Raw genomic sequence first — 24,015 nt, forward strand, 5'->3', positions numbered from 1 at the left:
GGCAAGGACCCACGACGAGACGCCACCGCGCCAACGCGCCGTCATCGTGGCCCGCATGCAAAACGGCATCGCTCGATCGCTTGCGTGGGCCGCGATACGCGGTCTAACGTCATCGCACCACCAACAGCCTGAGGCGGAGTGATGACGCGCGTCGCGATCGGCGGCTTTCTGCACGAGACCAATACATTCGCACCGACGAAAGCGGACTACGACGCGTTCATGCATGGCGGCGGCCGCGCCTCGATCGCCGATGCGGCCTCCGTGCTCACGACGATGCGCGGCATCAATGCCGGCCAGGCCGGCTTCATGGCGGTCGCGGAATCCTACGGCTGGGACGTCGTGCCCACCATCGCCTGCGCGGCGAGTCCCTCGGCGCATGTCACCAGGGACGCGTTCGAGCGCATCACGACCGTGATGGTCGAGCGCATCAAGGCCGCCGGCCCGCTCGACGGCGTCTATCTCGATCTGCACGGCGCGATGGTGGCCGAGCATCTTGACGACGGCGAAGGCGAGATCCTGGCGCGCGTGCGCAAGGTCATCGGCCCGAACGTGCCGCTGGTCGCGAGCCTCGATCTGCATGCCAACGTCACGCCCGAGATGATGGCACATGCCGATGCGCTGATCGCCTACCGGAAATATCCGCACACCGACATGGCCGACACCGGCCGCGCCAGTGCCGAGCATCTCTCCCTGCTGCTGCGCGCAAAGGCGCCGCTGGCGAAGGCCTTCCGGCAATTGCCGTTCCTGATCCCGATCAGCTGGCAATGCACCAACGACCAGCCGACCAAGGGCATCTACGAGAAGCTTGCGGCGCTGCAGAGCGAGGCCGTGCCGACGCTGTCGTTCGCGCCCGGCTTTCCCGCCGCCGATTTCGCGCATTGCGGCCCGAGCGTGTTCGCCTATGGCCGGACGCAGGCCGACGCGGACGCCGCGGCGGATGCGATCGCGGCGATCGTCGCGGGCCACGAGGATGATTTCGACGGCCGCATCTACACGCCCGATGACGGCGTGCGCCATGCGATGACGCTGGCGCAGACGGCGACGCGCCCGATCGTGATCGCCGACACCCAGGACAATCCCGGCGCGGGCGGCGATTCCGATACGACCGGCATGCTGCGCGCGCTGGTGCGCAACCGCGCCAGCCGCGCCGCGATCGGCATGATCTACGATCCGCAAGCGGCGCTGGCCGCGCATGCGGCCGGCGAAGGGGCCACCGTGACGCTGTCGCTCGGCGGCAAGAGCGGCATTCCCGGCGATGCACCGTTCGAGGAGAGCTTCATCGTCGAGAAGCTGTCCGATGGACGTTTCGTCGCGCCGGGTCCGTTTTACGGAGGCCGCAAGATGGAAATGGGACCGTCAGCGTGCTTGCGCATTGGCGATGTCCGCGTCGTCGTGGCCTCGCACAAGTCCCAGCTCGCCGACCAGGAAATGTACCGCTTCGTCGGCATCGAGCCGACCGCGCAGGCGATTCTCGTCAACAAGAGCTCAGTGCATTTCCGCGCCGATTTCGAACCGATCGCGGAACATCTCCTGATCTGCGCCGCGCCCGGCGCGATGCCCGCCGATCCCTCCACTTTGCCCTGGACCAGCCTGCGTCCGGGCGTCCGCCTCAAGCCGAACGGTCCGGCGTTCAAAGCTTAAACCTCTCCAGGGAAACGCACCCATGCCCACCATCGATCGCATCCAAGGTTACGCCGACGAGCTCACCGCCATCCGCCGCGACCTGCACGCCCATCCCGAGATCGGCTTCGAGGAGACGCGGACCTCCGGCATCGTCGCCGAGAAGCTCGCGCAATGGGGCATCGAGGTGCATCGCGGCCTCGGCGGCACCGGCGTGATCGGCGTGCTCAAGGGCAAAGGCGATAGCGGCAAGAGGATCGGCTTGCGCGCCGACATGGATGCACTGCCGATGGAGGAGAACACCAACCTGCCGTGGCGCTCGACGATCCCCGGTCGCTTCCATGGCTGCGGCCATGACGGCCACACCACGATGCTGCTCGGCACCGCGCGCTATCTCGCCGAGACGCGCAATTTCGACGGCACGGTGCACTTCATCTTCCAGCCGGCCGAGGAAGGCCTCGGCGGCGCGCGGGCGATGATCAAGGACGGCCTGTTCCAGAAATTCCCCTGCGACGAGCTGTACGGCCTGCACAACGCGCCCGACCTGGAGCATGGCGAGATCGCCATCCTGCCCGGCCCTGCCATGGCCGGCGCCGACTTCTTCGACATCAAGATCTCCGGCTACGGCGCTCATGGCGCCATGCCCGAGCGCTCCAAGGACGCGGTGGTGATCGCGACCAGCGTGGCGCAGGCGATCCAGACCATCGTCAGCCGCAACGTCGAGCCGCTGCAGGCGGCCGTTGTCTCGATCACGCAGATCCATGCCGGCTCGGCCTACAACGTCATTCCCGGCGATGCCTGGCTGTGCGGCACCGTGCGCGCGTTCTCGGACCCCGTGCGCGCGCTGGTGCGCGAGCGCATGCGCGCGATCTGCGCCGGCATGGCGGCGGCGTTCAATTGCGAGATCGATGTCGACATCCGCGACACGTTCAGCGTGCTGGTGAACCAGGAGGAGCAGTCCAAGGTCGTCGAGCAGGTCGCGCGCACCGTGGTCGAGCCGTCCAAGGTGCTGACCCGCTCGACGCCGAAGATGGGCAGCGAGGATTTCGCCGACATGCTGCAGACGATTCCGGGCGCCTATTTCTGGGTCGGCCATGACGGCTCGGTGCCGGTGCACAATCCCGGCTACGTGCTCGACGACAAGATCCTGCCGATCGGCGCCAGCATGTTCGCCCGCATCATCGAGACTCGTCTGCCGGCAGCTTAGCGCTGATCTACGTCAATGAGCGGGCGCGAATTGAGATGAACTTCGGCAACGGAGCACCAGCATGCACAAGCCCGCCTCTGACGACATCACCTCGCTGCACGATCTCTCCGCGGTCGACCTGATCGCCGGCTATCGCGCGCGCCAGTTCTCGCCGTCCGAGGTGATGGACGACGTGCTGGCGCATGTCGCAGTGTGGGAGCCGCACATCAAGGCGCTGTATCTGCTCGATGTCGACGGGGCGCGGGCGGAAGCGAAGGCCTCGACCGAGCGTTGGGCCAAGGACGAGCCGGCAGGCGTCCTCGACGGCGTGCCGGCGACGGTGAAGGACAACATCGCCACCAAGGGCCAGCCGATGCCGCTCGGCGCAGCCAGCGTCACGCGCGCGCCGCTGGCGGCCGACGCGCCGCCGGTGGCGCGGCTGCGCGAGGCCGGTGCGATCATCTTCGCCAAGACCACGATGCCCGACTACGGCATGCTGTCGTCGGGCCTGTCGAGCTTCCATCCTCTGACGCGCAATCCGTGGGACCTGCGGATGAACCCCGGCGGCTCCAGCGCCGGCGCGGGTGCCGCGGCCGCAGCCGGCTATGGCCCGCTGCATGTCGGCACCGACATCGGCGGCTCGATCCGGCTGCCGGCGTCGTGGTGCGGCCTGGTCGGGCTCAAGCCAAGCTTCGGCCGCGTGCCGATCGATCCGCCCTATGTCGGCCGCGTCGCCGGACCGATGACGCGCATCGTCGACGATGCCGCGCTGATGATGAGCGTGCTGTCGAAGCCCGACCGCCGCGACGGCACCAGCCTGCCGCCCTCGGACCTGCACTGGAAGGTCGCGGAGAAGCCGGTGCGCAAGCTGCGCATCGGCGTGATGCTCGACCTCGGCGGCGTCGGCCAGGCGCTCGAGGAGCCGGTGCGTGCGACGACGCTGGCGGCCGCAAAAGCCTTCGAATCCGCAGGTGCCGTCATCAGCGAGGTGAAGGGCTTCCTGACCCGCGAGATGCTCGACGGTCTCGACAATTTCTGGCGTGCGCGGCTGTGGGACGATCTGGCGCGGCTCGCGCCCGACGTTCGTGCCAAGACCCTGCCCTACATCCTGCAATGGGCCGAGCGCGGCGCCGCGCTGTCGGGCGTCGAGGTCATCAGGGGCTTCAACGTCACAATGACCCTGCGCGCCGCCGCAGCAAGACTGTTCTGCGACTATGACTACATCATCTCTCCGACCTCGCCCGGCGTGAAATTCCCCGCCGAGTTCGCCTCGCCGCTCAACGACCCCGAGAGGCCGTTCGAGCACATCACCTACACCGTGCCGTGGAACATGTCGGAGAACCCGGCGATCTCAGTCAATGCCGGCTATGACGCCGACGGCTTCCCGATCGGCCTGCAGATCATCGGCCGCCGCTTCGACGACGTCGGCGTGCTCGGGATGGCGAAGACGTTCGAAGGATTGCGCGGTGAGCAGCGGCCGTGGCCGGTGGCGCCCTGACGGATTCGTAGGGTGGGCAAAGGCGCGTACACGGCGCTATCCACGCTCACCGCTGCTGACGGGCGCCGTGCCTACCGCCGGACCATCGGTGAAAATGGTGGGCACGTCGCCGCGCGCAATGCGCGCCGCGCCTTTGCCCACCCTACGGAATACCATACGCACTTGCCCATGGCTTGATGCTTGCGCATCGCTCCGTAATGACGTTTCTAACAACGATAACAACAACACATCAGGAAACACCCATGGCGTATCAGACCATTCTCTACGACGTCGCCGACAAGATCCTCACCATCACGCTGAACCGGCCGGAGAAGCTCAACGCCTTCACCGGCACCATGATGGAAGAGCTGATCGACGCCTTCGATCGCGCCGACAAGGATGACGGCGTCAGGGCGATCATCGTCACCGGAGCGGGCCGCGCCTTCTGCGCCGGAGCCGACCTCTCCTCCGGCGCCGACACGTTCGATCGCGATGCCAAGCGCGGGCCGGTGAAGCGCCACGCCGATGGCCGCGTCGACTATTCCGATCCGCAGGTGCGCGACGGCGGCGGCCAGGTGACGTTGCGCATCTTCAAGTCGCTGAAGCCGGTCATCGCCGCGGTGAACGGCCCGGCCGTCGGCATCGGTGTCACCATGCAGCTCGCGATGGACATCCGCATCGCCTCGGAGGGCGCGCGGTTCGGCTTCGTGTTCTCCCAGCGCGGCATCGTGCCGGAGGCGGCGTCGAGCTGGTTCCTGCCGCGCATCGTCGGCATCTCGCAGGCGCTGGAATGGTGCTACACCGGCCGCGTGTTTCCGGCGCAGGAAGCGCTCGCCGGCCGTCTCGTCAGCAAGGTGGTGCCGCCGGAGGAACTATTGCCCACCGCACGCGCGCTGGCTCGCGAGATCGCCGACAAGACCGCGCCGGTGTCGATCGCGCTGATCCGCCAGATGATGTGGCGCATGATGGGCGCCGACGATCCGATGGAGGCGCACAAGGTCGACAGCCGCGGCATCTACGCGCGCGGCCGCTCCGACGACGTCAAGGAAGGCGTGGTGTCGTTCCTGGAGAAGCGCCCGGCGCAGTTCAAGAACACCGTCACCGCCGACATGCCGGACTATTTCCCGTGGTGGGACGAGCGGGAGTATAAATAGAACGCTGTCATCCCGGACAAGCGCGCGGCACGCGCGCGCCGATCCGGGATCAATAGCCACCGGATGCCGTTTGGCGAAGAACGACGTCCAGGGTGCCGCACGATGGATCACGCGGTATGGGTCCCGGCGCTGAGGCCGGGACGACAGCGAGTGGCGCCCCGCGTCACTCCATCATCAGCGCCATGATCATCGGCGCCACGCGCTCGGCCGCTTTCGCTCGATGAGAAGCCAGTCACATCTCGTGAGATCGCTCACGCCGCCTTGATGCCGCGAATGAATTCATCGACATGGCGGCGCATGCTCTCGGACTGGCGCAGCAGCTCCGCCGACGCCCCGAGCACCTGGCTGGCGGTGACGCCGGACTCGTTTGCGGCGGCCGTGACCTGCTGGATGTTCTGCGAAATCTCGTCGGTCCCCTTGGCCGCGTGCTGGACGTTGCGCGCCATCTCGCGCGTGGCCGCGCCCTGCTCCTCGACGGCATTCGCGATCGACGACGCGATCTCGTTCAGCTCGCCGATGGTCGTGGTGATGCCGCGGATGGCCCGCACGGCCTCGCTCGACACCTCCTGCATTCCGGAGATCTGCGCGCGGATCTCGCCCGTCGCCTTGGCGGTCTGCTCGGCGAGCAGCTTCACCTCGCCGGCGACGACGGCAAAGCCGCGGCCGGCTTCGCCCGCCCGCGCGGCCTCGATGGTCGCATTGAGCGCGAGAAGGTTGGTCTGGCCGGCAATGTCGCTGATCAGCCGCACGATGTCGCCGATCCGTTCGGCCATGCTGGAAAGGCCCTGCACGGTCTCGTTGGTCCGCTGCCCTTCCGCGGCCGCCTTCTGCGCCATGTCTGCCGACTGCGTCACCTGACCGCCGATGCCCGCGACTGAGCTCGACAGTTGGTCCGTCGCCGCGGCCATCGTCTGCATGTTGCTCGATGCGGCCTCGGTCGCCTGCGCGACGCTGCTCGCTTCACTGCAGGTCCTGCTCGCCGTGCGGTTCATCACGGCGGCCGTCGATTCGAGCTGTGCCGAGGCTGAGATCACGCTATCGATCACGGCCGCGATATCGCCGCTGAAACGGTCGGTCAGCTCGCCGACGCGCTTGGCTTTTTCGGCGCGCTGGCTCATCGCTTCCGCATCCCTGGCGGCGAGCTCGGCGCCATGAATCATGTTCTCCTTGAAGACCTGCACTGCCCTCGCCATCAGACCGACCTCGTCGCGCCGATCGACCGCGTCGATCGCGGTGCTCACATCGCCCTTCGCCAGCCGCGTCATCGTATCGGCAAGAGCGTTGATCGGCCCGGTGATGCTGCGCGCCAGCGCGACGACGATCGCGAGGCTCAGCGCCAAGGCGAGCAGCAGCAGCACGCCGACGGCGGCGAGACTGGCCGTGGCCGCGGCCTGCTTGCCGGCCATCAGCTCCGACAGCTCAACGGCCAGAGCGTCTTCGACCTGCTTCAGGAGATCGATCCGCAGCGTGGCCGCATCGAACCAGGCTTTGCTCGCGAGCCCTTTGAAATCACCACTGACGCCGCCCTGCTCCACCACCTTGCGCATGGCAACGACGCCGTCGATCGCCGGCCCGGTCATCGCCGCATCGAACGCCGCGCGCCCTCTCGCCGAGACGGCGGCGCGAAATGCCGCGAAATAACTGTCCTGTGCTGCAGCCAGCCCTATTGCACGCGCATAGGCGGCCTGCTCGAAGCGACCGGCGGCAAGGCCTCCCGCCACGACGGCGCGCTCCAGGCCGGCGCGCTCCTTGCCTTCCGTCAGGTTGCCATAGGCGATGATCGCCTTGGAGATGTCGTCATCATCGCTCAGCGTCGACATGCTGCTGATCAGACTGGTCAGCCGGCTGACGATATCGGTGAGCGAGCTGACCGCTGCCGCCGGCGTGACGGCTTGGGCATCGATGTCGCCGCGGCGGCGATCGAGCTGCGCCAACGCCTGCTCGCTCGCCTGCGCCGCCTCGGCCAGCGCGCCGCTCCGGCGCAGCCCGTCCAGCGCGGCGACCGCATGCGCGCGCTCGCCGTCGGTCAGCCTGCGCTGCTGATCCAGCTCGGCGCGCATCTGCGTGCCCTTGCTGCTGAGAAACGCCGACGACATGCCGCGCTCACGCTGCAGCTCATGAACGAAACGGCTGAGCTTGCCGACGGCTTCCGCCACCGGCTGCATGTGCATCATCTCGACGCGCACCGCCCATTTCGTGGAGATCTCGTAGGCCGCCAACGCAGCCAATGTGAGGATGGGCAGCAATGCAGACAGGGCAATGCGGTGAAGTATCTTCGACGTCTTCAACATGATCGGCCTCAACCTGTCCGATCATTCTATGAATCCAGTGGTAAAAAAATACATAGACCCGTCCGCCACATTTTTGGGCAGGCGCCTGCAAACTAATCCATCACCAGCGCCACGCGGCCGATTGCCTTGCGCTCGATCAGGAGCCGCATCGCCGCTGCATAATCCTCGAACGGCACACGGTGCGACACGTTTGGCCGCAGCCTGCCCTGCTCGGCGAAGGCCAGCAGCGCGGCCATACGTCGCTCTCCGAGTTCAGGGTCCCTGCGCACGGCCTCGCCGGCGCGCACGCCGAGCACGCTGGCGCCCTTCATCAGGATCAGGTTGGTGCGTGCGAGCCCGATGCCGCCGGTGAAGCCGATCACGAGCAGCCGCGCGCCCCAGGCGATGCAGCGGACGCTGTGCTCGAACACCTCGCCGCCCACCGGGTCGAACACGACGTCGACGCCCCGCCCATCCGTGATGCGCTTGACGGCGTCGCGGAACGGCTCGCGCGCATACAGCACGAGATGATCGGCGCCACGCGCGCGTGCCACCGCGAGTTTCTCCTCCGAGGACGCTGCTGCAATGACCGTCGCGCCCAAGAGCTTGCCGATCTCGACGGCGGCGAGGCCGACGCCGCCACCGGCGCCGTGCACCAGCAGAGTCTCGCCGGGCTTGAGCTGGCCGCGATCGACCAGCGCGTGATGGGCGGTGCCATGGCCGGCGAGATAGGTCGCGCCTTCCGCGTAGTCGAAGGTCGACGGCAGCGGCGTGAGCTGGCTCCCTGCCACCAACGCCTCCTCGGCGTAAGCGCCGAAGCGCATCCGAACGATGACCTTGTCGCCGACGGCATGGCCGGTCACGGCTGCGCCGGTGGCGATGACGTCGCCGGCCGCCTCCACGCCGGGCGTGAACGGCAGCTCCGGCTTGAGCTGATACTCACCCGCCGCCATCAGGATGTCCGGGAAATTGATGCCGGCCGCGCGGATCTTCACCCGCACCTCGCCGTCAGCCAATACACGAGACGGCAGGCTTTCGAGCCTCAGCTTCTCCGGCGGGCCGAGCTCGCGGCAAACGATCGCCCGCGGCATCAGCTGGCGCGCCCCTTCGCCCTTGCCAGCGCTTCGCGGATCAGCGGCAGCCGGTCGTTGCCGAAATACATGTCGGTGGCATTGACGAAGATGGTCGGCGAGCCGAAGCCGCCGCGCTTGACGACCTCCTCGGTGTTGATGCGCAGCTGGTCCTTGATGCCCTGCTGGGCGATGCCCGCGAAGAAATCCTTCGGGTCGATGCCGACACGCCGGCACACCTCCGTCAGCACGGCATCCTGCGAGATGTCCTGGTCCTCCCCCCAGTAGATATCGAACACGGTCCGCGCGAACGGCACCATGTCCTGCCCCAGCCAGATGCAGCCGCGCATCGCCTTGACGCTGTTCACCGGAAACACCGTCGGCGGCATCTTGATCTTGAGCCCGGCCGAGCGCGCCCAGTCGCCGAGGTCCTTCAGCATGTAGGCCGCCTTGGCCGGCACCGGCTTCTCGCGTTGCGCATAGACGCTGGGATTGACGGTGTTGAAGATGCCGCCGACCAGGATCGGCCGCCAGACGATGTCGACGCCGAACTCGCGCGCGAGCGGCTGGATATTGTGGAAGGCGAGATAGGTCCAGGGGCTGGAGCAGTCGAAGAAGAATTCGATCATTGAGTGGTCCCGTTCTTGCTATCACTCCTCATCCTGAGGAGCGCGCATCGCGCGCGTCTCGAAGGATGAGGCCTGTGCGGTGGCCTCATGGTTCGAGACGCGCCTACGGCGCTCCTCACCATGAGGGTCGTCTTCAGCCTCTCCCCATCATCTCCTTCGCGCGCGCGCCGAACATCACATGACGCGACTGCTCGTTGAACGGCTCCTTGACGAACTTGCCGATCGCAAGCCCGGCCTGCAGCTGCGGCCGCGCGCGCAACGTCGCGTACCAGCGCTTGATGTTGGGATAGTCGTCGAGCGTGAAGCCCTGGGCCTTGTGCGTCATCATCCAGGGAAAGCAGGCGACGTCGGCGATCGTGTAGTCGTCGCCGGCGACATAGGCGCCGGTCTTGCCGAGCTGCACCTCGAGCACGTGGAACAACCGTGCGACCTCGTCGCGGTAGCGCTGGATCGCATAGGGAATCTTCTCGGCGGCATACAGAGCGAAATGGCCGTGCTGCCCCATCATTGGCCCGAGCCCCGCCATCTGCCACATCACCCATTGGATCACGCGCGAGCGCGCCCGCGTCTCCTGCGGCAGGAAACGGCCGGTCTTGTCGGCGAGATAGATCAGGATGGCACCGGTCTCGAACACCGGGAACGGCGCGCCGCCATCGGCCGGCGCATGATCGACGATCGCCGGAATCCGGTTGTTCGGGCTGATCGCCAGGAACTCCGGCTTGAACTGGTCGCCGGCGCGGATGTCGACGGGAATGACGGTATAGGGCAGCCCGAGTTCCTCGAGCATGATCGAGATCTTCCAGCCGTTCGGCGTCGGCGCGTAATGGAGATCGATCATGCTTTCCCCGATTCCTTCCCCGGACCATTTTGCCGCGCCGCGGAACACGCGAGGCGGCTTCGTTCTTCTGTACCTGAAGGGTAAGCCATGGCAGACAGGCGCTCAAGCCTGACCGCCCCATACGCCGACGGAGAGTTCGACCATGCTGTTTCCATCGACCATCGCAGGCTCGCTGCCGAAGCCGGAATGGCTGGCCGAGCCGAACGTGCTGTGGGCCCCGTGGAAGTCGAAGGGCGATGAGCTTGCGCGCGCCAAGCGCGACGCGACCATTCTCGCGCTGAAGCTGCAGGAGGATTCCGGCATCGACATCCTCACCGAGGGCGAGCAGTCGCGGCAGCATTTCGTGCACGGCTTCCTCGAGCGGGTCGAGGGCATCGACTTCGCGCACAAGGTCGAGATGGGCATCCGCAAGGATCGCTACAAGGCGATGGTGCCGCAGGTGGTGGCGCCGCTGTCGCTGAAGGGCCGCGTCCATGGCGACGAGGCGCGGATCGCGCGCACGCACACCACGCGCGCCGTGAAGTTCACCCTGCCGGGGCCGATGACGATCATCGACACCGTCGCCGACAACTACTATGGCGACCGCGTCAAGATGGCGTTCGCGTTTGCCGAGTTGCTGAACCAGGAAGCGAAGGCGCTGCACGACGACGGCATCGACATGATCCAGTTCGACGAGCCCGCCTTCAACGTCTACATGGACGAGGTGCGCGACTGGGGCATCAAGGCGCTGGAGCGCGCCGCCGAAGGGCTGACCTGCCCGACGGCCGTGCACATCTGCTACGGCTACGGCATCAAGGCCAACACCGACTGGAAGGAGACGCTCGGCGGCGAGTGGCGGCAGTATGAGGAGACGTTCCCGGTCATCGACGCCAGCACCATCCAGCAGGTCGCGGTCGAATGCCGCAATTCGAAGGTGCCGATCGAACTGCTCGGCCTGCTCAAGAACAAGATCGTGCAGGCCGGCGTCATCGACGTCGCCAGTGACGCGATCGAGACCGCCGAGGACGTCTGCAAGACCCTCGAGGACGTCATGAAGGTGGTGCCGAAGGAGAACATCATCGCCACGACCAATTGCGGCATGGCGCCGATGCGGCGCGAGATCGCCGAGGCCAAGCTGATGGCGCTCGGCACCGGCGCGAAGCTGGCACGGCAGCGGTTCGCGTAGTTCGTAGCCCGCATGAGCGCAGCGACATGCGGGTTCAACGCAGCACCGCACGAGACCTCGGATATCGCTTCGCTCATCCGGGCTACGAGGCTTGTGCGCTCGGATGCAGCACGGGCCGAAAGCCGGCCTCCAACGTGCGCAATGTGGACGGCGGCGTCAGCAGCCGCGGCGCCGTGAGATCGTCGCGCGCAGCACCGTAGCCGGTAAAGCACCAGGGCAGCGCCCTGCCCTGCACGACCAGGAAGCTTTCTTCGTCGACCTGCACCATCGCGCCGTCGGGCAGCTCGCTCCACGGCATCGGCAGTGGGTGCAACCGCTTCCTGCCGCGCTCCAGCCGCTCGCGGTGCAGGACCTTGTCGATCTCCGCAGCCCGAACCCCGCTGACGCCATTGCCCTCTTCCCACGCGCCGCGAAACCGGTTGGCGTCGTCGCGGCGGCAGTAGAAGCAGGGGCGATGACCGGCGGCGAAGGCCGTGGCCTCGTCGAGGAAGAACAGCTCGGTCCAGCTCCGCCGTGCCATCACCTCCCGGCGGCGGCCGCGGAAGTCGCAGAGGCAGACCAGCCAGGCGGGGCTCGACCAGCGCTTCCTCAGCAGCGTCTTCGTCGCGGGATCATGGATGATGCCGCGATTGCCCGTGAAGAGGCCGCGGTGTGGCGTAGCAACGATGTCGCCCGTTGGGGTGACGCGATTCTGCAGAGGCATCGGCTCCTCCGCCTTCGGCTATGGAGCAGGCGAATGGCGAGTAGGGAGTGGCGAATAGAGCATCCCGCCAATCCCTATTCGCTACTCCCTATTCGCCATTCGCGCCCTCCTCACGCCGCCCCGTCGCGCAGCGGCGGCGCAAACGACAGCGCGGTGTCCCAGGGGAAGAAGATCCAGGTGTCCTGCGACACCTCGGTGATGAAGGTGTCGACCAGCGGCCGGCCCTTCGGCTTGGCGTAGACGGTGGCGAAATGCGCGTCGGGGAGAATTTCGCGGACCATGCGTCCGGTCTTGCCGGTGTCGACGAGGTCATCGACGATGAGGAGCCCTTTGCCGGTGCCGCCACCGAGTTGCGCGGTGTCGAGCGAGATGCCCTTCAGAACCTGAAGCTCGCCCTGCTTGGTGTGGTCGTAGCTCGCGATGCAGATCGTGTCGATGACGCGCACGCCTAGCTCGCGCGCCACGATCGCCGCCGGCACCAGCCCGCCGCGGGTGATGGCCACCACGGCATGAAACGGCCCGATCTCGTTCAGCCGCCAGGTCAGCGCCCGGCAATCGCGATGAAACTGGTCCCAGGACACCGGGAAGGCCCGGCCCGCGCGCTCCTCTGCACTCAAAGTCTTGTCTGGCATCTCATCTCGTCCGTGGGTTCTCGAAAGCTGCCCCTGCTTTAGCGCGTCACGTTGAGCCCGGCGAGCATCTCCTTCACCGCAGCCATCGCGGCCGACAGCTTGTCCTGGTCGCGCGAGCGCACCACCAGATGCGTATTCGGCTTCTGGTCCTCGTCGATGAACGGATAGCTGCCGATGATGGTGTCCGGGTGCACCTTGGCGATCTCGCGCAAGGGGCCGCCGATGTCGCCCTCGCGCGCATTGGCGCGCACCGTCTCGGACAGCATCCGCACGCCCGATTTCAGCTTCGGCGCCACGATGTCCATCATCGCCTGCATGATCGAGGGCACGCCGGCCATGACGATGACGTTGCCGAGCTTGAAGCCCGGCGCCAGAATGGTCGCGCTCTGGATCAGCTCGGCGCCGTCGGGGATGCGCGCCATGCGCAGCCGCGCCTCGTTGAGCTCCTGCTCGCTCCAGCGCTCTCGGAAGCGCGCCACCACCTCGGGGTGATGGTCGATGCCGACGCCGAACGCCTTCGCGATCGCATCCGCGGTGATATCGTCATGGGTCGGACCGATGCCGCCGGTGGTGAACACATAGGTGTAGCGATGCCGCAGCGCGTCGAGCGCCGCGATGATGTCCGGCTCGTCGTCCGAGACCACCCGGACTTCCTTGAGGTCGATGCCGAGATTGGTGAGGTATTCGGCGATGAAGCCGATGTTCTTGTCCTTGGTCCGGCCGGACAGGATCTCGTCGCCGATGACCAGCAACCCCGCGGTGACGATCTCGCTCATGGTTTCTCCTCGCATCTGCCGTCTCTTTTGGCCCGCCACGGCGCCAATGTCATCCGGAACGTCGCAGTCTATGCCGCGGATTTGAGCACGACGCAGCCGGTTTTTCGGGCATGGCTTCAGCAACCCCCACGAAATGCCGCAGGAGAATGCATATCGCGCTGGCCCGGCCCTTGCTACCGTCATGCAGAGTCATGCAGTGTATGGCGAGGCTGGGACACACGGGCATCTATGGCAGTTGCGTTCGACGAAATGAACGAGCCGGGCGGCGAGGTCCGTCAGGCTTATCAGGAGCTGTCGCGGTGGCTGAAGGAAACGCCGCCGGAGGCGCTGGAGTATCGCAGCCACGAGGCGGAGCTGCTGTTCCGGCGAATCGGCATCACCTTCGCGGTCTATGGCGAGGCGGAGGCGCAGGAGCGGCTGATCCCGTTCGACGTCATTCCGCGCATCCTGTCGGGCAAGGAATGGGCGCTGCTGGAAAAGGGGCTGAAGCAGCGCGTCAAGGCGCTGAACATGTTCCTGCGCGACATCTATCACGGCCGGGACATCCTGCGCGCCAACGTCGTGCCGGATGACCTGATCTTTCAGAATCCCGTGTTCCGCCCGGAGATGAACGGGCAGGACGTGCCGCACGACGTCTACGTCCACATTGCCGGCATCGACATCGTCCGCGTCGACGCCAACGACTTCATCGTGCTCGAGGACAACGCGCGCACGCCGTCCGGCGTGTCCTACATGCTGGAAAACCGCGAGATCATGATGCGGCTGTTTCCGGACCTGTTCGCGCGCCACCGCGTCGCGCCGGTCGAGCGCTATCCGGACGAGTTGCTGTCGGCGCTGCGCTCGGTCGCGCCGCTCAGCGCCTCGGCCGAGCCGACGGTGGCGCTGATGACGCCCGGCATCTACAACTCCGCTTATTACGAGCACTCCTTTCTCGCCGACAAGCTCGGCATCGAGCTGGTCGAGGGCCGCGACCTCATCGTCAAGAACGATGAGGTGTTCATGCGCACCACCGAGGGGCTGAAGCGGGTCGACGTGATCTACCGCCGCGTCGACGACGACTTCCTCGACCCCCTCACCTTCCGCCCCGACTCGGCGCTCGGCGTGCCCGGCCTGATGTCGGCCTACGTCGCCGGCAACGTCACGCTCGCCAACGCGGTCGGCACCGGCATCGCCGACGACAAGGCGATCTACTCCTACATGCCGGACGTCGTGAAGTTCTATCTGGGCGAGGAGCCGATCCTGAAGAACGTGCAGACCTGGCGCTGCCGCGAGCCGCAGGATCTGTCCTACGTGCTCGACCATCTCGGCGAGCTCGTGGTCAAGGAGGTGCACGGCTCGGGTGGCTACGGCATGCTGATCGGCCCGGCCGCCACCAAGGCGACCATCGAGGCGTTCCGCGACAAGCTCAAGCGCGAGCCCGAGGGCTTCATTGCCCAGCCGACCTTGGCGCTGTCGACCTGCCCGACCTGCGTCACGTCAGGGCTGGCGCCGCGCCATGTCGACCTGCGCCCGTTCGTGCTCACCGGACGCGACCGCACCACCATCGTGCCGGGCGGCCTCACCCGCGTGGCACTGAAGGAAGGCTCGCTGGTGGTCAATTCCAGCCAGGGCGGCGGCACCAAGGACACATGGGTGCTGGATGAGTAGCGGCGTTGTTATCGGGGGCTATGCGTCCCCTCTTCCCGAAGGACGGAGTGTGAACATACATCTTGCCACGACGACGGTGCACCCTCTCCCCTTGTGGGAGAGGGTGGCGACGAGCGTCATCTCGGCGCCGGGTGAGGGGTTCTCTCGGCATGTGCACACGCGGAGAGAGACCCCTCACCCGGCTTCGCTCCGCGAAGCCACCCTCTCCCACAAGGGGAGAGGGTGCACCGAGTACGCAGCGAAGGCATGTGCTCAAACAAGCAGGGTCAAAGAGGGGGTCCATTCTCTCGATGATTGCGCGTCTGCCTTGGCGCGCAGAGAACTTCCGCCCCGTCTCAGCAAGCACTACTTACCAAGCAGCCGATAGAAACCGCCCATGCTGTCGCGCACCGCCGAAAACCTGTACTGGCTGGCCCGCTACGTCGAGCGCGCCGAGTACCTCGCCCGCACCATCGACGCCACCCTGCGCGTCACCGCCCTTCCCGCGGCCTATATCGGCAAGACCAACGAGTGGGAGTCGGCGCTGATGACCGCCGGCGTCAATGTCAGCTTCTACGAGCACTACTCCGAGGCCAACGAGCAGAACGTCGTCGAATATCTCTCGTTCAATCCGTCGAACCCGTCCTCGATCAAGAACTGCATCGAGGCCGCCCGTCTCAATGCCCGCTCGGTCCGCACGGCGCTGACCTCGGAGATGTGGGACACGCTCAACGGTTCCTGGATCGAGCTGCAGGAGGTGTGGAGCAAGGGCACCAAGACGCGCGAGGATCTCGCGCGCTTCCTGCGCTTCGTGCAGGAGACCTCGCTGCGCTTCGACGGCTCGGCCTACCGGACGATGTTGCGCAACGACGCCTACTGGTTCTCGCGGCTCGGCCTGCATCTGGAGCGCGCCGACAACACCGCGCGTATTCTCGACGTCAAATATCACGTGCTGCTGCCCGAGGACGAGCATGTCGGCGGCCCGCTGGACTACTATCAATGGACCTCGATCCTGCGTTCGGTGTCGGCGCTCACGGCCTATCACTGGGTCTATCGCGAGACGCTGAAGCCCTGGCTGATCGCGGACCTCTTGATCCTCAACGACACGCTGCCGCGCTCGCTGGCGAGCTGCTACGGCAACCTCGTCCGCAATCTCGACCAGATTGGCGTCGCCTATGGCCGCCAGGGGGCGGCGCAGCGTCATGCCCGCGGCGTCCGCAACCGGCTCGACCACTCCAACATGGACGACATCTTCCAGCGCGGCGTGCACGAGTTCATCCAGGAGTTCATCGCCGACAATTCGCGACTTGGAGAGATCATCACCAAGCAGTATCTGATCTGAGCGCCCGGAGCGCAGCGGAAACAGCGATGGGCGGCCGTCGGACTGTGTCTGCGAGACCACGTCCGGCGCCGGGCGCCCTCCCCTTCGCCCGAGGGGTCCTCCTTCCCCCTTTCAGGGGAAGGTGAAACGAGCTACCGCGGACAGCACATCTGACGAAGACTGGTCGACCGCCATGCGCCTGCGTATCTCCCATTCCACCACCTACCGCTACGAGCCGGCGGCGACCGGCGCCATCCAGATCATCCGCATGACGCCCGGCAGCAATGACGGCCAATATGTGGCGGAGTGGCAGATCGACGTGTCGACCGATGCCCGCCTCGACATGCATGAAGACGCATTCGGCAACGTCACCCATGTGATCACCCATGGCGCACTCGAGGACCTCACGATCACGGCCGAAGGCCTGGTCGAGACGCACGACACCGGCGGCGTGTTGAAGGGAGCGGACGAGCGCTTCCCGCCCAGCTTCTTCCTCCGGCAGACACCCCTCACGGCTGCCAATGCCGCCATGGCTGCCGTCGTGCGCGATCTGCGCGCGGAATCGGACAGCGACGTGCTCGGTCTTCTGCACACCCTGATGGTGCAGGTCTACGAGCACATGACCTTCGACGAGGATCCGACCCACAGCGGCACCTCGGCGGCGGAAGCCTTCGTGCTGAAGCGCGGCGTCTGCCAGGACTATGCGCACATCTTCATCGCCTGCGCGCGCGCCGCCGGCATCCCCGCGCGTTTTGTGTCCGGCCACTTCCTGCGCTCTGATGGTGCAGTGCACCAAGAAGCCGGCCATGCCTGGGCGGAAGCCTATGTGCCGAATCTCGGCTGGGTCGGTTTCGACGCCGCCAACTGCATCTGCACCACCGACGCCCATGTCCGGGTCGCCATCGGGCTCGATTATCTCGGCGCCGCCCCGGTGCGCGGCACCCGCTATGGCGGCGGGACCGAGACGCTCACCGTGAAGGTGAAGGTCGAGCAGGTCGGCCGCGGCGGTCCGTCGCAATCGCAGTCGCAGCGCCAGTCCTGAATTCCGGAACCGCCGGTCTTCCCGTGGCCCGCATGAGCGGCTTGTCCGCCGAAGCCCGCAAGGGCGAAGGCGGAAGCGACATGCGGGTTCACCGAGACAGCGCGTGAGATCCCGGATGTCGCTCCGCTCATCCGGGCTACGGAAGTGCGGGGTTGGACGAAGGGGCGATTTTCGCTAGTAATTCGCGCAATGGCTCGAGGGGACTGAGATGACCTATTGCTGCGGAATTCTGGTGCGTGACGGCCTCGTCATGATCGCGGACACCCGAACCAACGCCGGTCTCGACAACGTCTCGACCTTCCGCAAGCTGCACATCTTCTCCAATCCGGGCGAGCGCATCGTGGCGGTCGCCAGCGCCGGCAATCTCGCCGTCAGCCAGTCCGTGCTCTCGACCTTGACCGAAGGGATGGAGGACCCCGAGACCGGCGAGGTCGAGACCCTGATGAACGCGCCGACGATGTTTCAGGCCGCACAGCGCATCGGCAAGGCGATCCGCATGGTGCACGCCACCGAAGGCCCGGCGCTGAAGGCCGAAGACATCTCGTTCGACGTCTCCTTCCTGTTCGGCGGCCAGATCAAGGGCTCGCGGATGCGGCTGTTCATGGTCTACACCGCCGGCAACTTCATCGAATGCACCACCGACACGCCCTATCTGCAGATCGGCGAGCACAAATACGGCAAGCCGGTGCTGGACCGCGCCATGCATTACGACGTCGAGCTCTACGAGGCGCTGAAGACGGGCCTGATCTCGATGGACTCGACGATGCGCTCCAATCTCGGCGTCGGCCTTCCGATCGACGTGCTGGTGGTGCGCGCGGAGGCCTGCGAGGCCGACCTCAACCACCGCATCGAGGCCGGCGAGCCCTATTTCCACGATCTCCGCTCGCGCTGGTCGGCGGCCCTGCGCGCGGCGCACAACAACATTCCAAGGCCGCCCTACAAGACTCAGAGCGAGTCGAAACACTGAAACTGCAGAACACTGCAAGACACGTGAACTGAAGGTGAGGAAACATGGCTGAAGCGGCAAAGAAGATCGCCCTGGTGACGGGCGCAGGCACGGGGGTCGGCCGCGCCGCATCGCTGGCGCTGATGAAGGGCGGCTTCACCGTGGTGCTGGTCGGCCGCCGCAAGGAGATGCTGGAGGAGACCGCGAAGCTCGGCGAGCCGGGCATGAGCCTGCCCGTCCCCGCCGACATGACCGATCCCGCCTCGATCGCGGCGCTGTTCGACACCGTGAAGTCGACCTACGGCCGACTCGACGTGCTGTTCAACAACGCCGGCATGGGTGCGCCGCCGGTGCCGTTCGAGGACCTCACTTTGCAGCAGTGGCAGTCGGTGGTGGCGACCAACCTCACCGCGCCGTTCCTGTGCACGCAGCACGCCTTCCGCATCATGAAGGATCAGTCGCCGCGCGGCGGCCGCATCATCAACAACGGCTCGATCTCGGCGCATGCACCGCGGCCGTTCTCCTCGCCCTACACCTCGACCAAGCACGCGATCACGGGTCTGACGAAAGCGTCGAATCTCGACGGCCGCGCCTATGACATCGCGGTCGGCCAGATCGACATCGGCAACGCCGAGACGCCGATGACCGAGCGCATGGTCGGCGGCGTACTGCAGCCCGACGGCCGCATGATGCCGGAGCCGCGCATGGACGTGAAGGCCGTCGGCGACGCCGTCGCCTACATGGCCTCGCTGCCGCTCGACGCCAACGTCCTGTTCATCACCGTGATGGCGACCAAGATGCCGTTCGTGGGACGGGGCTAGCCACCGTTTGTAGGGTGGGCAAAGGCGCTGACGCGCTGTCTCGGCAAACGAGATAGCAATGGCGCCGTGCCCACCGTCTGGCCGCTCATGATGCCGCTCAATGGTGGGCACGCTGCCGCCCTTCGGGCGGCCGCTTTGCCCACCCTACGGCAGGGTGCCTCCACGACTCCTACTCCAACCGCTCCACCTTCCGCAGCGTCGGAAACAGCTTCATCCACAGAAGCGCGACCGCGATGGTGCCGACGCCGCCGAGGATGGCGGCGGGCATGGCGCCGAGCAGCGCGGCTGTCACGCCGCTCTCGAACTGGCCGAGCTGGTTGGAGGCGTTGATGAACAGGAAGTTCACCGCGCCGACGCGGCCGCGCATCTCGTTGGGCGTCGCGAGCTGCACCAACGAGAAGCGGATCACGACGCTGATGGTGTCGGCGGCACCGAGAATGGCGAGCGCAGCGACCGAGATCCACATCACATGCGAGACGGCGAACACGACCGTCGCCGCGCCGAACACGATCACCGCCTGGAACATGCGCAGGCCGACGCGCCGCCGGATGGTGTAGCGCGCCAGCACCGCCGTCATCGCCAGCGCGCCGGCCGCGGGCGCTGCGCGCAGCACGCCGAGCCCGAACGGCCCGGCCTGAAGGACGTCGCGCGCATAGATCGGCAGCAAGGCCGTGACGCCGCCGAGCAGCACCGCGAACAGATCGAGCGAGATGGTGCCGAGAATCGCAGGATGGGCGCGGATGAAGCGGACGCCAGCGAACAGGTCGGCCTTGCTGCCGTCGATCCGCTCGAGCGGAACGTCCTCCGGTACCTGCATCAGGCCGGTCAGCCCCATGCCGGCAATCCAGAACAGCATCATGATGCCATAGGGTAGACCCGGCGCGACCGCATAGGCGAAGCCGCCGATGGCGGGACCGGCGATGGTCGCGAGTTGCGCGGCCCCGCTCGACAGTGCGCTCGCCCGCTGCAGCGTGCCTGCCGGGGCGATCAGCGGCAGCAGCGCCGCGGTCGCGGGGCTCTCGAACGCCCCGGCAATGCCGAGCACGAAGATCGCAGCAAACAGTTCGAATTCGCCGAGCTGACCGGCGTAGGCGCCCCAGCACAGATAGAGCGCCGTCAGCGCCTCGACGAGCTGACAGAGCTGCACGACGCGCTTGCGCTGGAATCGGTCGGCGGCGCTGCCGGCGACGAACACCAGCAGCGCCGTCGGCAGGAACTGGATCAGCCCGACCATGCCGAGATCGAAGGCACGCCCGGTGAGATCGTAGATCTGCCAGCCGATCGCCACTGCGGCGATCTGGCTCGCAAAGCGCGACAGGCTGCGGGACGACAGGAAGAACAGGAACGCGCTTTGCTTCAAGAGATCGCGCGCGCCGATCGGGACGGTGGACGACATGATGGCGCCTGCGTGACGCAGCCCCCACTCCTTGTCAATCGCGGGCCCCGCATGGCCGCACGGCATTGCGCGCGGCTGTTCCCTGCGCTCATAATGAAACGGGGTTCGGGGGATCTGATGCTGCAGCTGCAATCGGGGTTCGGGATCGTCGCGCTGCTCGCGATCGCATGGGCGCTCGGCGAGAACCGGCGCGCGGTGTCGCTGAAGCAGGCCGCGCTTGGCCTCGTGGTCACGATCCTGACCGCGCTCGTCCTGCTCAAGGTCCCCGCGGTTGCCCGCGCCTTCGGCGCCATCAACGAGGTCGTCGGCGCCATCTCGTCGGCCTCGCGGGCCGGCACCTCCTTCGTCTTCGGCTATGTCGGCGGCGGCGCCCTGCCCTTCGACCTCAAGGCGCCCGGCGCCGATTTCGTGCTCGCCTTCCAGGCGTTGCCGATCGTGCTGGTCATGAGCGTGCTGACCACGCTGCTGTTCTACTGGCGGGTGCTGCCGCCCTTGGTGCGCGGCATGGCATGGCTCTTGGAGCGCACCCTCGGCGTCGGCGGCGCCGTCGGCCTGTCGACCGCCGCCAACGTGTTCCTCGGCATGGTGGAAGCGCCGCTGTTCATCCGGCCGTATCTGGCGCAGATGACACGCAGCGAATTGTTTCTCGTCATGACCGGCGGCATGGCCGGCATCGCCGGCACCGTGCTGGTGCTCTACGCCACGCTGCTAGCGCCACTGATCCCGGATGCCGCCGCGCATTTCGTCATCGCCTCGGTGCTCGGCGCGCCGGCGTCGATCCTGATCAGCCTGATCATGGTGCCGGAGACGTCGAAGCAACTCACCGGCGGCGCGCTCGGCGAGGAGACGCAGGCCACCTCGACGATGGACGCGATCGTCAAGGGTACCAGCGCCGGGCTCGAGCTGCTGATGAACATCGTCGCGCTGCTGCTGGTGCTGGTCGCGCTGGTGCATCTCGCCAACGCGATCCTGTCGCTGTTGCCCGCCATCGGCGGCGCCGACATCTCGCTGCAGCGGCTGCTCGGCCTCGTCATGGCGCCGGTGTGCTGGCTGATGGGCCTGCCGTGGTCGGAGGCCGTCACGGCCGGCAGCCTGATGGGCACCAAGACGGTGCTCAACGAGCTGATCGCCTATGTCGAGCTGGCGAAGCTCGATGCGACGGCGCTCGATCCGCGCGCGCGGCTGATCATGCTCTATGCGATGTGCGGCTTCGCCAACTTCGCCAGCCTCGGCATCATGATCGGTGGACTCGGTACGATGGCCCCGACACGGCGCGACGAGATCAACGCGCTCGGCCTCAAATCAATCGTCTCCGGCACCCTCACCACCTGCCTGATGGGTGCGATCGTCGGGCTGCTGACGTGAGCTGAGCTCGGTCGTCATCGGCAGCAGTTGCGGCACGATCCTCGCCATCACGAGCTGGGAGCCCTCCGCCGTGAGATGCGCATGATCGAACGACAGCGGGACGTCGCCGACCGTGAGCGGACAGCGGCCGTTCTCGCAGACCGCCGACAGGATCGAGATGTAGGACAGGCCTTCGCTCGTCGACAGCGCCGCCTGCATCGCCTGATCCAGCGCAAAGATATCGGACCGGACGAACGCAACGGGATCCGGCGACATGCCGCGCAAGGTGGCGCGCGCCAGCATCGAGGGCAGCCGCGCCCGGAATTGCACGGAGGGACCGAGCAGCACCACCGCAATGCCGGCCTCGCTGAGACGCGCCAGCGTCAGCCTGAGATCGCGCACCATACCGGCAAAGCGCGGCGGGCGGGCGTTCTCGAGCCAGTCCGCCGACATCACCACGAGATCGGGCCGCGCCGTCACGAAATAGTCGCGCATCTGGCTTGCCAGGGCGCGGCAGGCCGCGATCCCCTGCGTCTCCGCGCTGAAGGTCGGCATGCAGGTCGGCTGGCTCGCCTGCATGACGTTGACGGCCTGCGGATCGATGCTCGCGGCGAGGCCGTGATAGTAGTGGGCCGCAAAGCTGTCGCCCCACAGCAGCACGTTGACCTTGCCGCTCACCGGACGGAGACAATCCCCGGGCACGCGCCCGTCCGGCGTCGTGAAGCAGGTGCCATAGCGATAGACCGGCTTCATGTCGTAGGCGTTGTAGGCGTCCAGCCGCTGCGCCGCGCGGTCGGCGTCCGACACGACGCCGGCGCGGAGCAGGCCGACGCCGCTGCCGGCCAGCAGCAGCAGGCTCGCCAGCGCCGCAAGACCGAAGGCCGCGCGCGGGGTCGCTGCGAGCTGGCGATTGCGGAACGGTTGCTCGATGAAGCGCCAGGACAGCGTGGCGACCGCGACCGTGAGGGCACACAACGCCACCCGCTCCCAGCCGTCGAGCGCCAGGCCGGGCTTGGCGAAGCGCGCGAAGGCGAACAGCGGCCAGTGCCACAGATACAGCGAATATGAGATGCGGCCGACGAACGCCGCTACGCCGAGCGGTGACAACGGGCTACGCGGCACATTGGCAACGCCGACGCCGCTCCACAGGAACAGCGCCGCGCCAAGGCATGGCGCGAGCGCGTCGACGCCGGGAAAGCCCGGTCCGGGGCGCAACGCCAGAATCGGCACCGCCATCAGCAGCAGCGACAGCGCGCGGGCGCCGCGCTGGGCGAAACCCGGCCGCGGTGCGGGAAGTCCGGAAATCGCGACCAGGCCGCCGAGCAGGAATTCCCAGGCGCGCGGCGGGCTGAGGAAGAATGCGCTCGCGGACGCGCCGCCTCGCATCAGCAACAGACCGAGCGCGAACGAACCAACAGCCAGCAGCGCCAGCGTGACCGGCAGCGCCAGCCGTCGCCCGCGCGCTATCAGCAACACGGCCCAGACCACGACGGGGAGTACCAGATAGAACTGCTCCTCGACGGCGAGCGACCAGGTGTGCAGCAGCGGCTTCTCGACCGCGGCGTGGTCGAAATAGCCGGACTGCTGCCAGAAGAAGATGTTCGAGGTGAAGGTGACGACGGCGGTCGCGGAACGGAAGAACTCGGCGCGCTCGGAGCCCAGCATGTCCTGCGACGCCGGGATCGCCGCGAACGCCACCATGGCGTAGAGCGCCGGCAGCAGCCGCCGCACCCGCCGCTCGTAGAATTGCGCGAACGAAAAGCGGCCCGCCGCCATCTCCGCGGCAATGATGCCGGTGATCAGGTAGCCGGAGATGACGAAGAAGATGTCGACGCCGACGAAGCCGCCGAAGATCGCCGGCGCCTCGAAATGGAATGCGACAACGGAGAGCACCGCGATGGCGCGCAGCCAGTCGATGTCCTCGCGATGGGCGGCACCTGAAGCCGAACCGGCGCCCGCGTTGGCGATGCGAGGCTGCACCGATGCGCGCGTGCGAGGC

At 66.8% G+C, this 24,015-nt stretch carries 20 protein-coding genes; 11 read left to right on the plus strand and 9 right to left on the minus strand.

The window, feature by feature from the left end:
• Positions 1-141: 141 nt before the first annotated feature.
• The 4 genes from QX051_RS15670 (at position 142) to QX051_RS15685 (ending at position 5,437) form a co-directional block, all read left to right on the plus strand.
• The gene (locus QX051_RS15670) at positions 142-1,641 is read left to right on the plus strand and encodes a M81 family metallopeptidase (protein WP_315776714.1); all 1,500 of its coding nucleotides are present in this window, start codon (positions 142-144) and stop codon (positions 1,639-1,641) included.
• A 22-nt stretch (positions 1,642-1,663) separates the two neighbouring features.
• The gene (locus QX051_RS15675) at positions 1,664-2,827 is read left to right on the plus strand and encodes a M20 aminoacylase family protein (protein ID WP_315776715.1); all 1,164 of its coding nucleotides are present in this window, start codon (positions 1,664-1,666) and stop codon (positions 2,825-2,827) included.
• Between the two features lie 61 nt (positions 2,828-2,888).
• On the plus strand, positions 2,889-4,304 hold the full coding sequence (locus tag QX051_RS15680) for an amidase (RefSeq protein ID WP_315776716.1): 1,416 nt from the start codon (positions 2,889-2,891) through the stop codon (positions 4,302-4,304).
• 242 nt (positions 4,305-4,546) lie between these two features.
• Positions 4,547-5,437, plus strand: coding sequence for a crotonase/enoyl-CoA hydratase family protein (locus QX051_RS15685; protein ID WP_315737464.1), 891 nt, complete (start codon positions 4,547-4,549; stop codon positions 5,435-5,437).
• A gap of 251 nt (positions 5,438-5,688) precedes the next feature.
• Here QX051_RS15685 and QX051_RS15690 read toward each other — a convergent pair whose 3' ends face one another.
• The 4 genes from QX051_RS15690 to QX051_RS15705 form a co-directional block, all read right to left on the minus strand.
• On the minus strand, positions 5,689-7,728 hold the full coding sequence (locus QX051_RS15690; protein ID WP_315776717.1) for a methyl-accepting chemotaxis protein: 2,040 nt from the start codon (positions 7,726-7,728) through the stop codon (positions 5,689-5,691).
• 92 nt (positions 7,729-7,820) lie between these two features.
• Positions 7,821-8,798, minus strand: coding sequence for an NADPH:quinone oxidoreductase family protein (locus QX051_RS15695; RefSeq protein ID WP_315776718.1), 978 nt, complete (start codon positions 8,796-8,798; stop codon positions 7,821-7,823).
• Positions 8,798-9,406 carry a 2-hydroxychromene-2-carboxylate isomerase gene (locus QX051_RS15700; RefSeq protein WP_315776719.1) on the minus strand — a complete coding sequence of 203 codons (609 nt, stop codon included), beginning with the start codon at positions 9,404-9,406 and terminating at the stop codon, positions 8,798-8,800. Before QX051_RS15700 ends, QX051_RS15695 begins: the two co-directional genes overlap by 1 nt.
• A 133-nt stretch (positions 9,407-9,539) precedes the next feature.
• Positions 9,540-10,244 (minus strand): glutathione binding-like protein, encoded by a 705-nt coding sequence (locus QX051_RS15705; RefSeq protein WP_315776720.1) that lies wholly within the window; start codon positions 10,242-10,244, stop codon positions 9,540-9,542.
• A gap of 142 nt (positions 10,245-10,386) precedes the next feature.
• Here QX051_RS15705 and QX051_RS15710 point away from each other — a divergent pair, with 142 nt between their 5' ends.
• Positions 10,387-11,409, plus strand: a complete 1,023-nt coding sequence (locus tag QX051_RS15710; protein ID WP_315776721.1) for a methionine synthase — start codon at positions 10,387-10,389, stop codon at positions 11,407-11,409.
• A gap of 82 nt (positions 11,410-11,491) precedes the next feature.
• Here the strand turns inward: QX051_RS15710 and QX051_RS15715 are convergent, their stop codons facing one another.
• The 3 genes from QX051_RS15715 to QX051_RS15725 all read right to left on the minus strand — a co-directional run bounded on the left by QX051_RS15715 (position 11,492) and on the right by QX051_RS15725 (position 13,520).
• Entirely contained in the window at positions 11,492-12,112 is a 621-nt protein-coding gene (locus tag QX051_RS15715) for a hypothetical protein (RefSeq protein ID WP_315776722.1), read from the minus strand.
• A 110-nt stretch (positions 12,113-12,222) separates the two neighbouring features.
• On the minus strand, positions 12,223-12,744 hold the full coding sequence (gene gpt / locus QX051_RS15720) for a xanthine phosphoribosyltransferase (RefSeq protein WP_315737456.1): 522 nt from the start codon (positions 12,742-12,744) through the stop codon (positions 12,223-12,225).
• 38 nt (positions 12,745-12,782) lie between these two features.
• Entirely contained in the window at positions 12,783-13,520 is a 738-nt protein-coding gene (locus QX051_RS15725; protein WP_315771079.1) for a competence/damage-inducible protein A, read from the minus strand.
• Positions 13,521-13,748: 228 nt separating this feature from the next.
• On the opposite strand from QX051_RS15725, the gene QX051_RS15730 reads away from it, so the two are divergent.
• The 5 genes from QX051_RS15730 (at position 13,749) to QX051_RS15750 (ending at position 19,276) form a co-directional block, all read left to right on the plus strand.
• A complete protein-coding gene (locus tag QX051_RS15730) occupies positions 13,749-15,167 on the plus strand; it encodes a circularly permuted type 2 ATP-grasp protein (RefSeq protein WP_315776723.1) in 1,419 nt (472 codons plus the stop codon).
• Between the two features lie 376 nt (positions 15,168-15,543).
• Complete coding sequence (locus tag QX051_RS15735; protein WP_315737453.1) at positions 15,544-16,488, plus strand: alpha-E domain-containing protein; 945 nt, start codon at positions 15,544-15,546, stop codon at positions 16,486-16,488.
• Positions 16,489-16,660: 172 nt separating this feature from the next.
• On the plus strand, positions 16,661-17,509 hold the full coding sequence (locus tag QX051_RS15740) for a transglutaminase family protein (protein ID WP_315737452.1): 849 nt from the start codon (positions 16,661-16,663) through the stop codon (positions 17,507-17,509).
• Between the two features lie 208 nt (positions 17,510-17,717).
• Positions 17,718-18,476: a peptidase gene (locus QX051_RS15745; RefSeq protein ID WP_284419127.1), complete on the plus strand. Its 759-nt coding sequence runs from the start codon at positions 17,718-17,720 to the stop codon at positions 18,474-18,476.
• A gap of 44 nt (positions 18,477-18,520) precedes the next feature.
• Positions 18,521-19,276 carry an SDR family oxidoreductase gene (locus QX051_RS15750; protein ID WP_315737451.1) on the plus strand — a complete coding sequence of 252 codons (756 nt, stop codon included), beginning with the start codon at positions 18,521-18,523 and terminating at the stop codon, positions 19,274-19,276.
• 169 nt (positions 19,277-19,445) lie between these two features.
• Here the strand turns inward: QX051_RS15750 and QX051_RS15755 are convergent, their stop codons facing one another.
• Positions 19,446-20,672 (minus strand): MFS transporter, encoded by a 1,227-nt coding sequence (locus QX051_RS15755; protein WP_315776724.1) that lies wholly within the window; start codon positions 20,670-20,672, stop codon positions 19,446-19,448.
• A gap of 117 nt (positions 20,673-20,789) precedes the next feature.
• Here QX051_RS15755 and QX051_RS15760 point away from each other — a divergent pair, with 117 nt between their 5' ends.
• Complete coding sequence (locus QX051_RS15760; RefSeq protein WP_315759266.1) at positions 20,790-22,037, plus strand: NupC/NupG family nucleoside CNT transporter; 1,248 nt, start codon at positions 20,790-20,792, stop codon at positions 22,035-22,037.
• Here the strand turns inward: QX051_RS15760 and QX051_RS15765 are convergent.
• Entirely contained in the window at positions 21,975-23,996 is a 2,022-nt protein-coding gene (locus QX051_RS15765; RefSeq protein WP_315776725.1) for an acyltransferase family protein, read from the minus strand. The genes QX051_RS15760 and QX051_RS15765 overlap by 63 nt on opposite strands.
• Positions 23,997-24,015 lie beyond the last annotated feature (19 nt).

Source organism: Bradyrhizobium sp. SZCCHNR1053 (assembly GCF_032381235.1).
GTDB lineage: Bacteria > Pseudomonadota > Alphaproteobacteria > Rhizobiales > Xanthobacteraceae > Bradyrhizobium.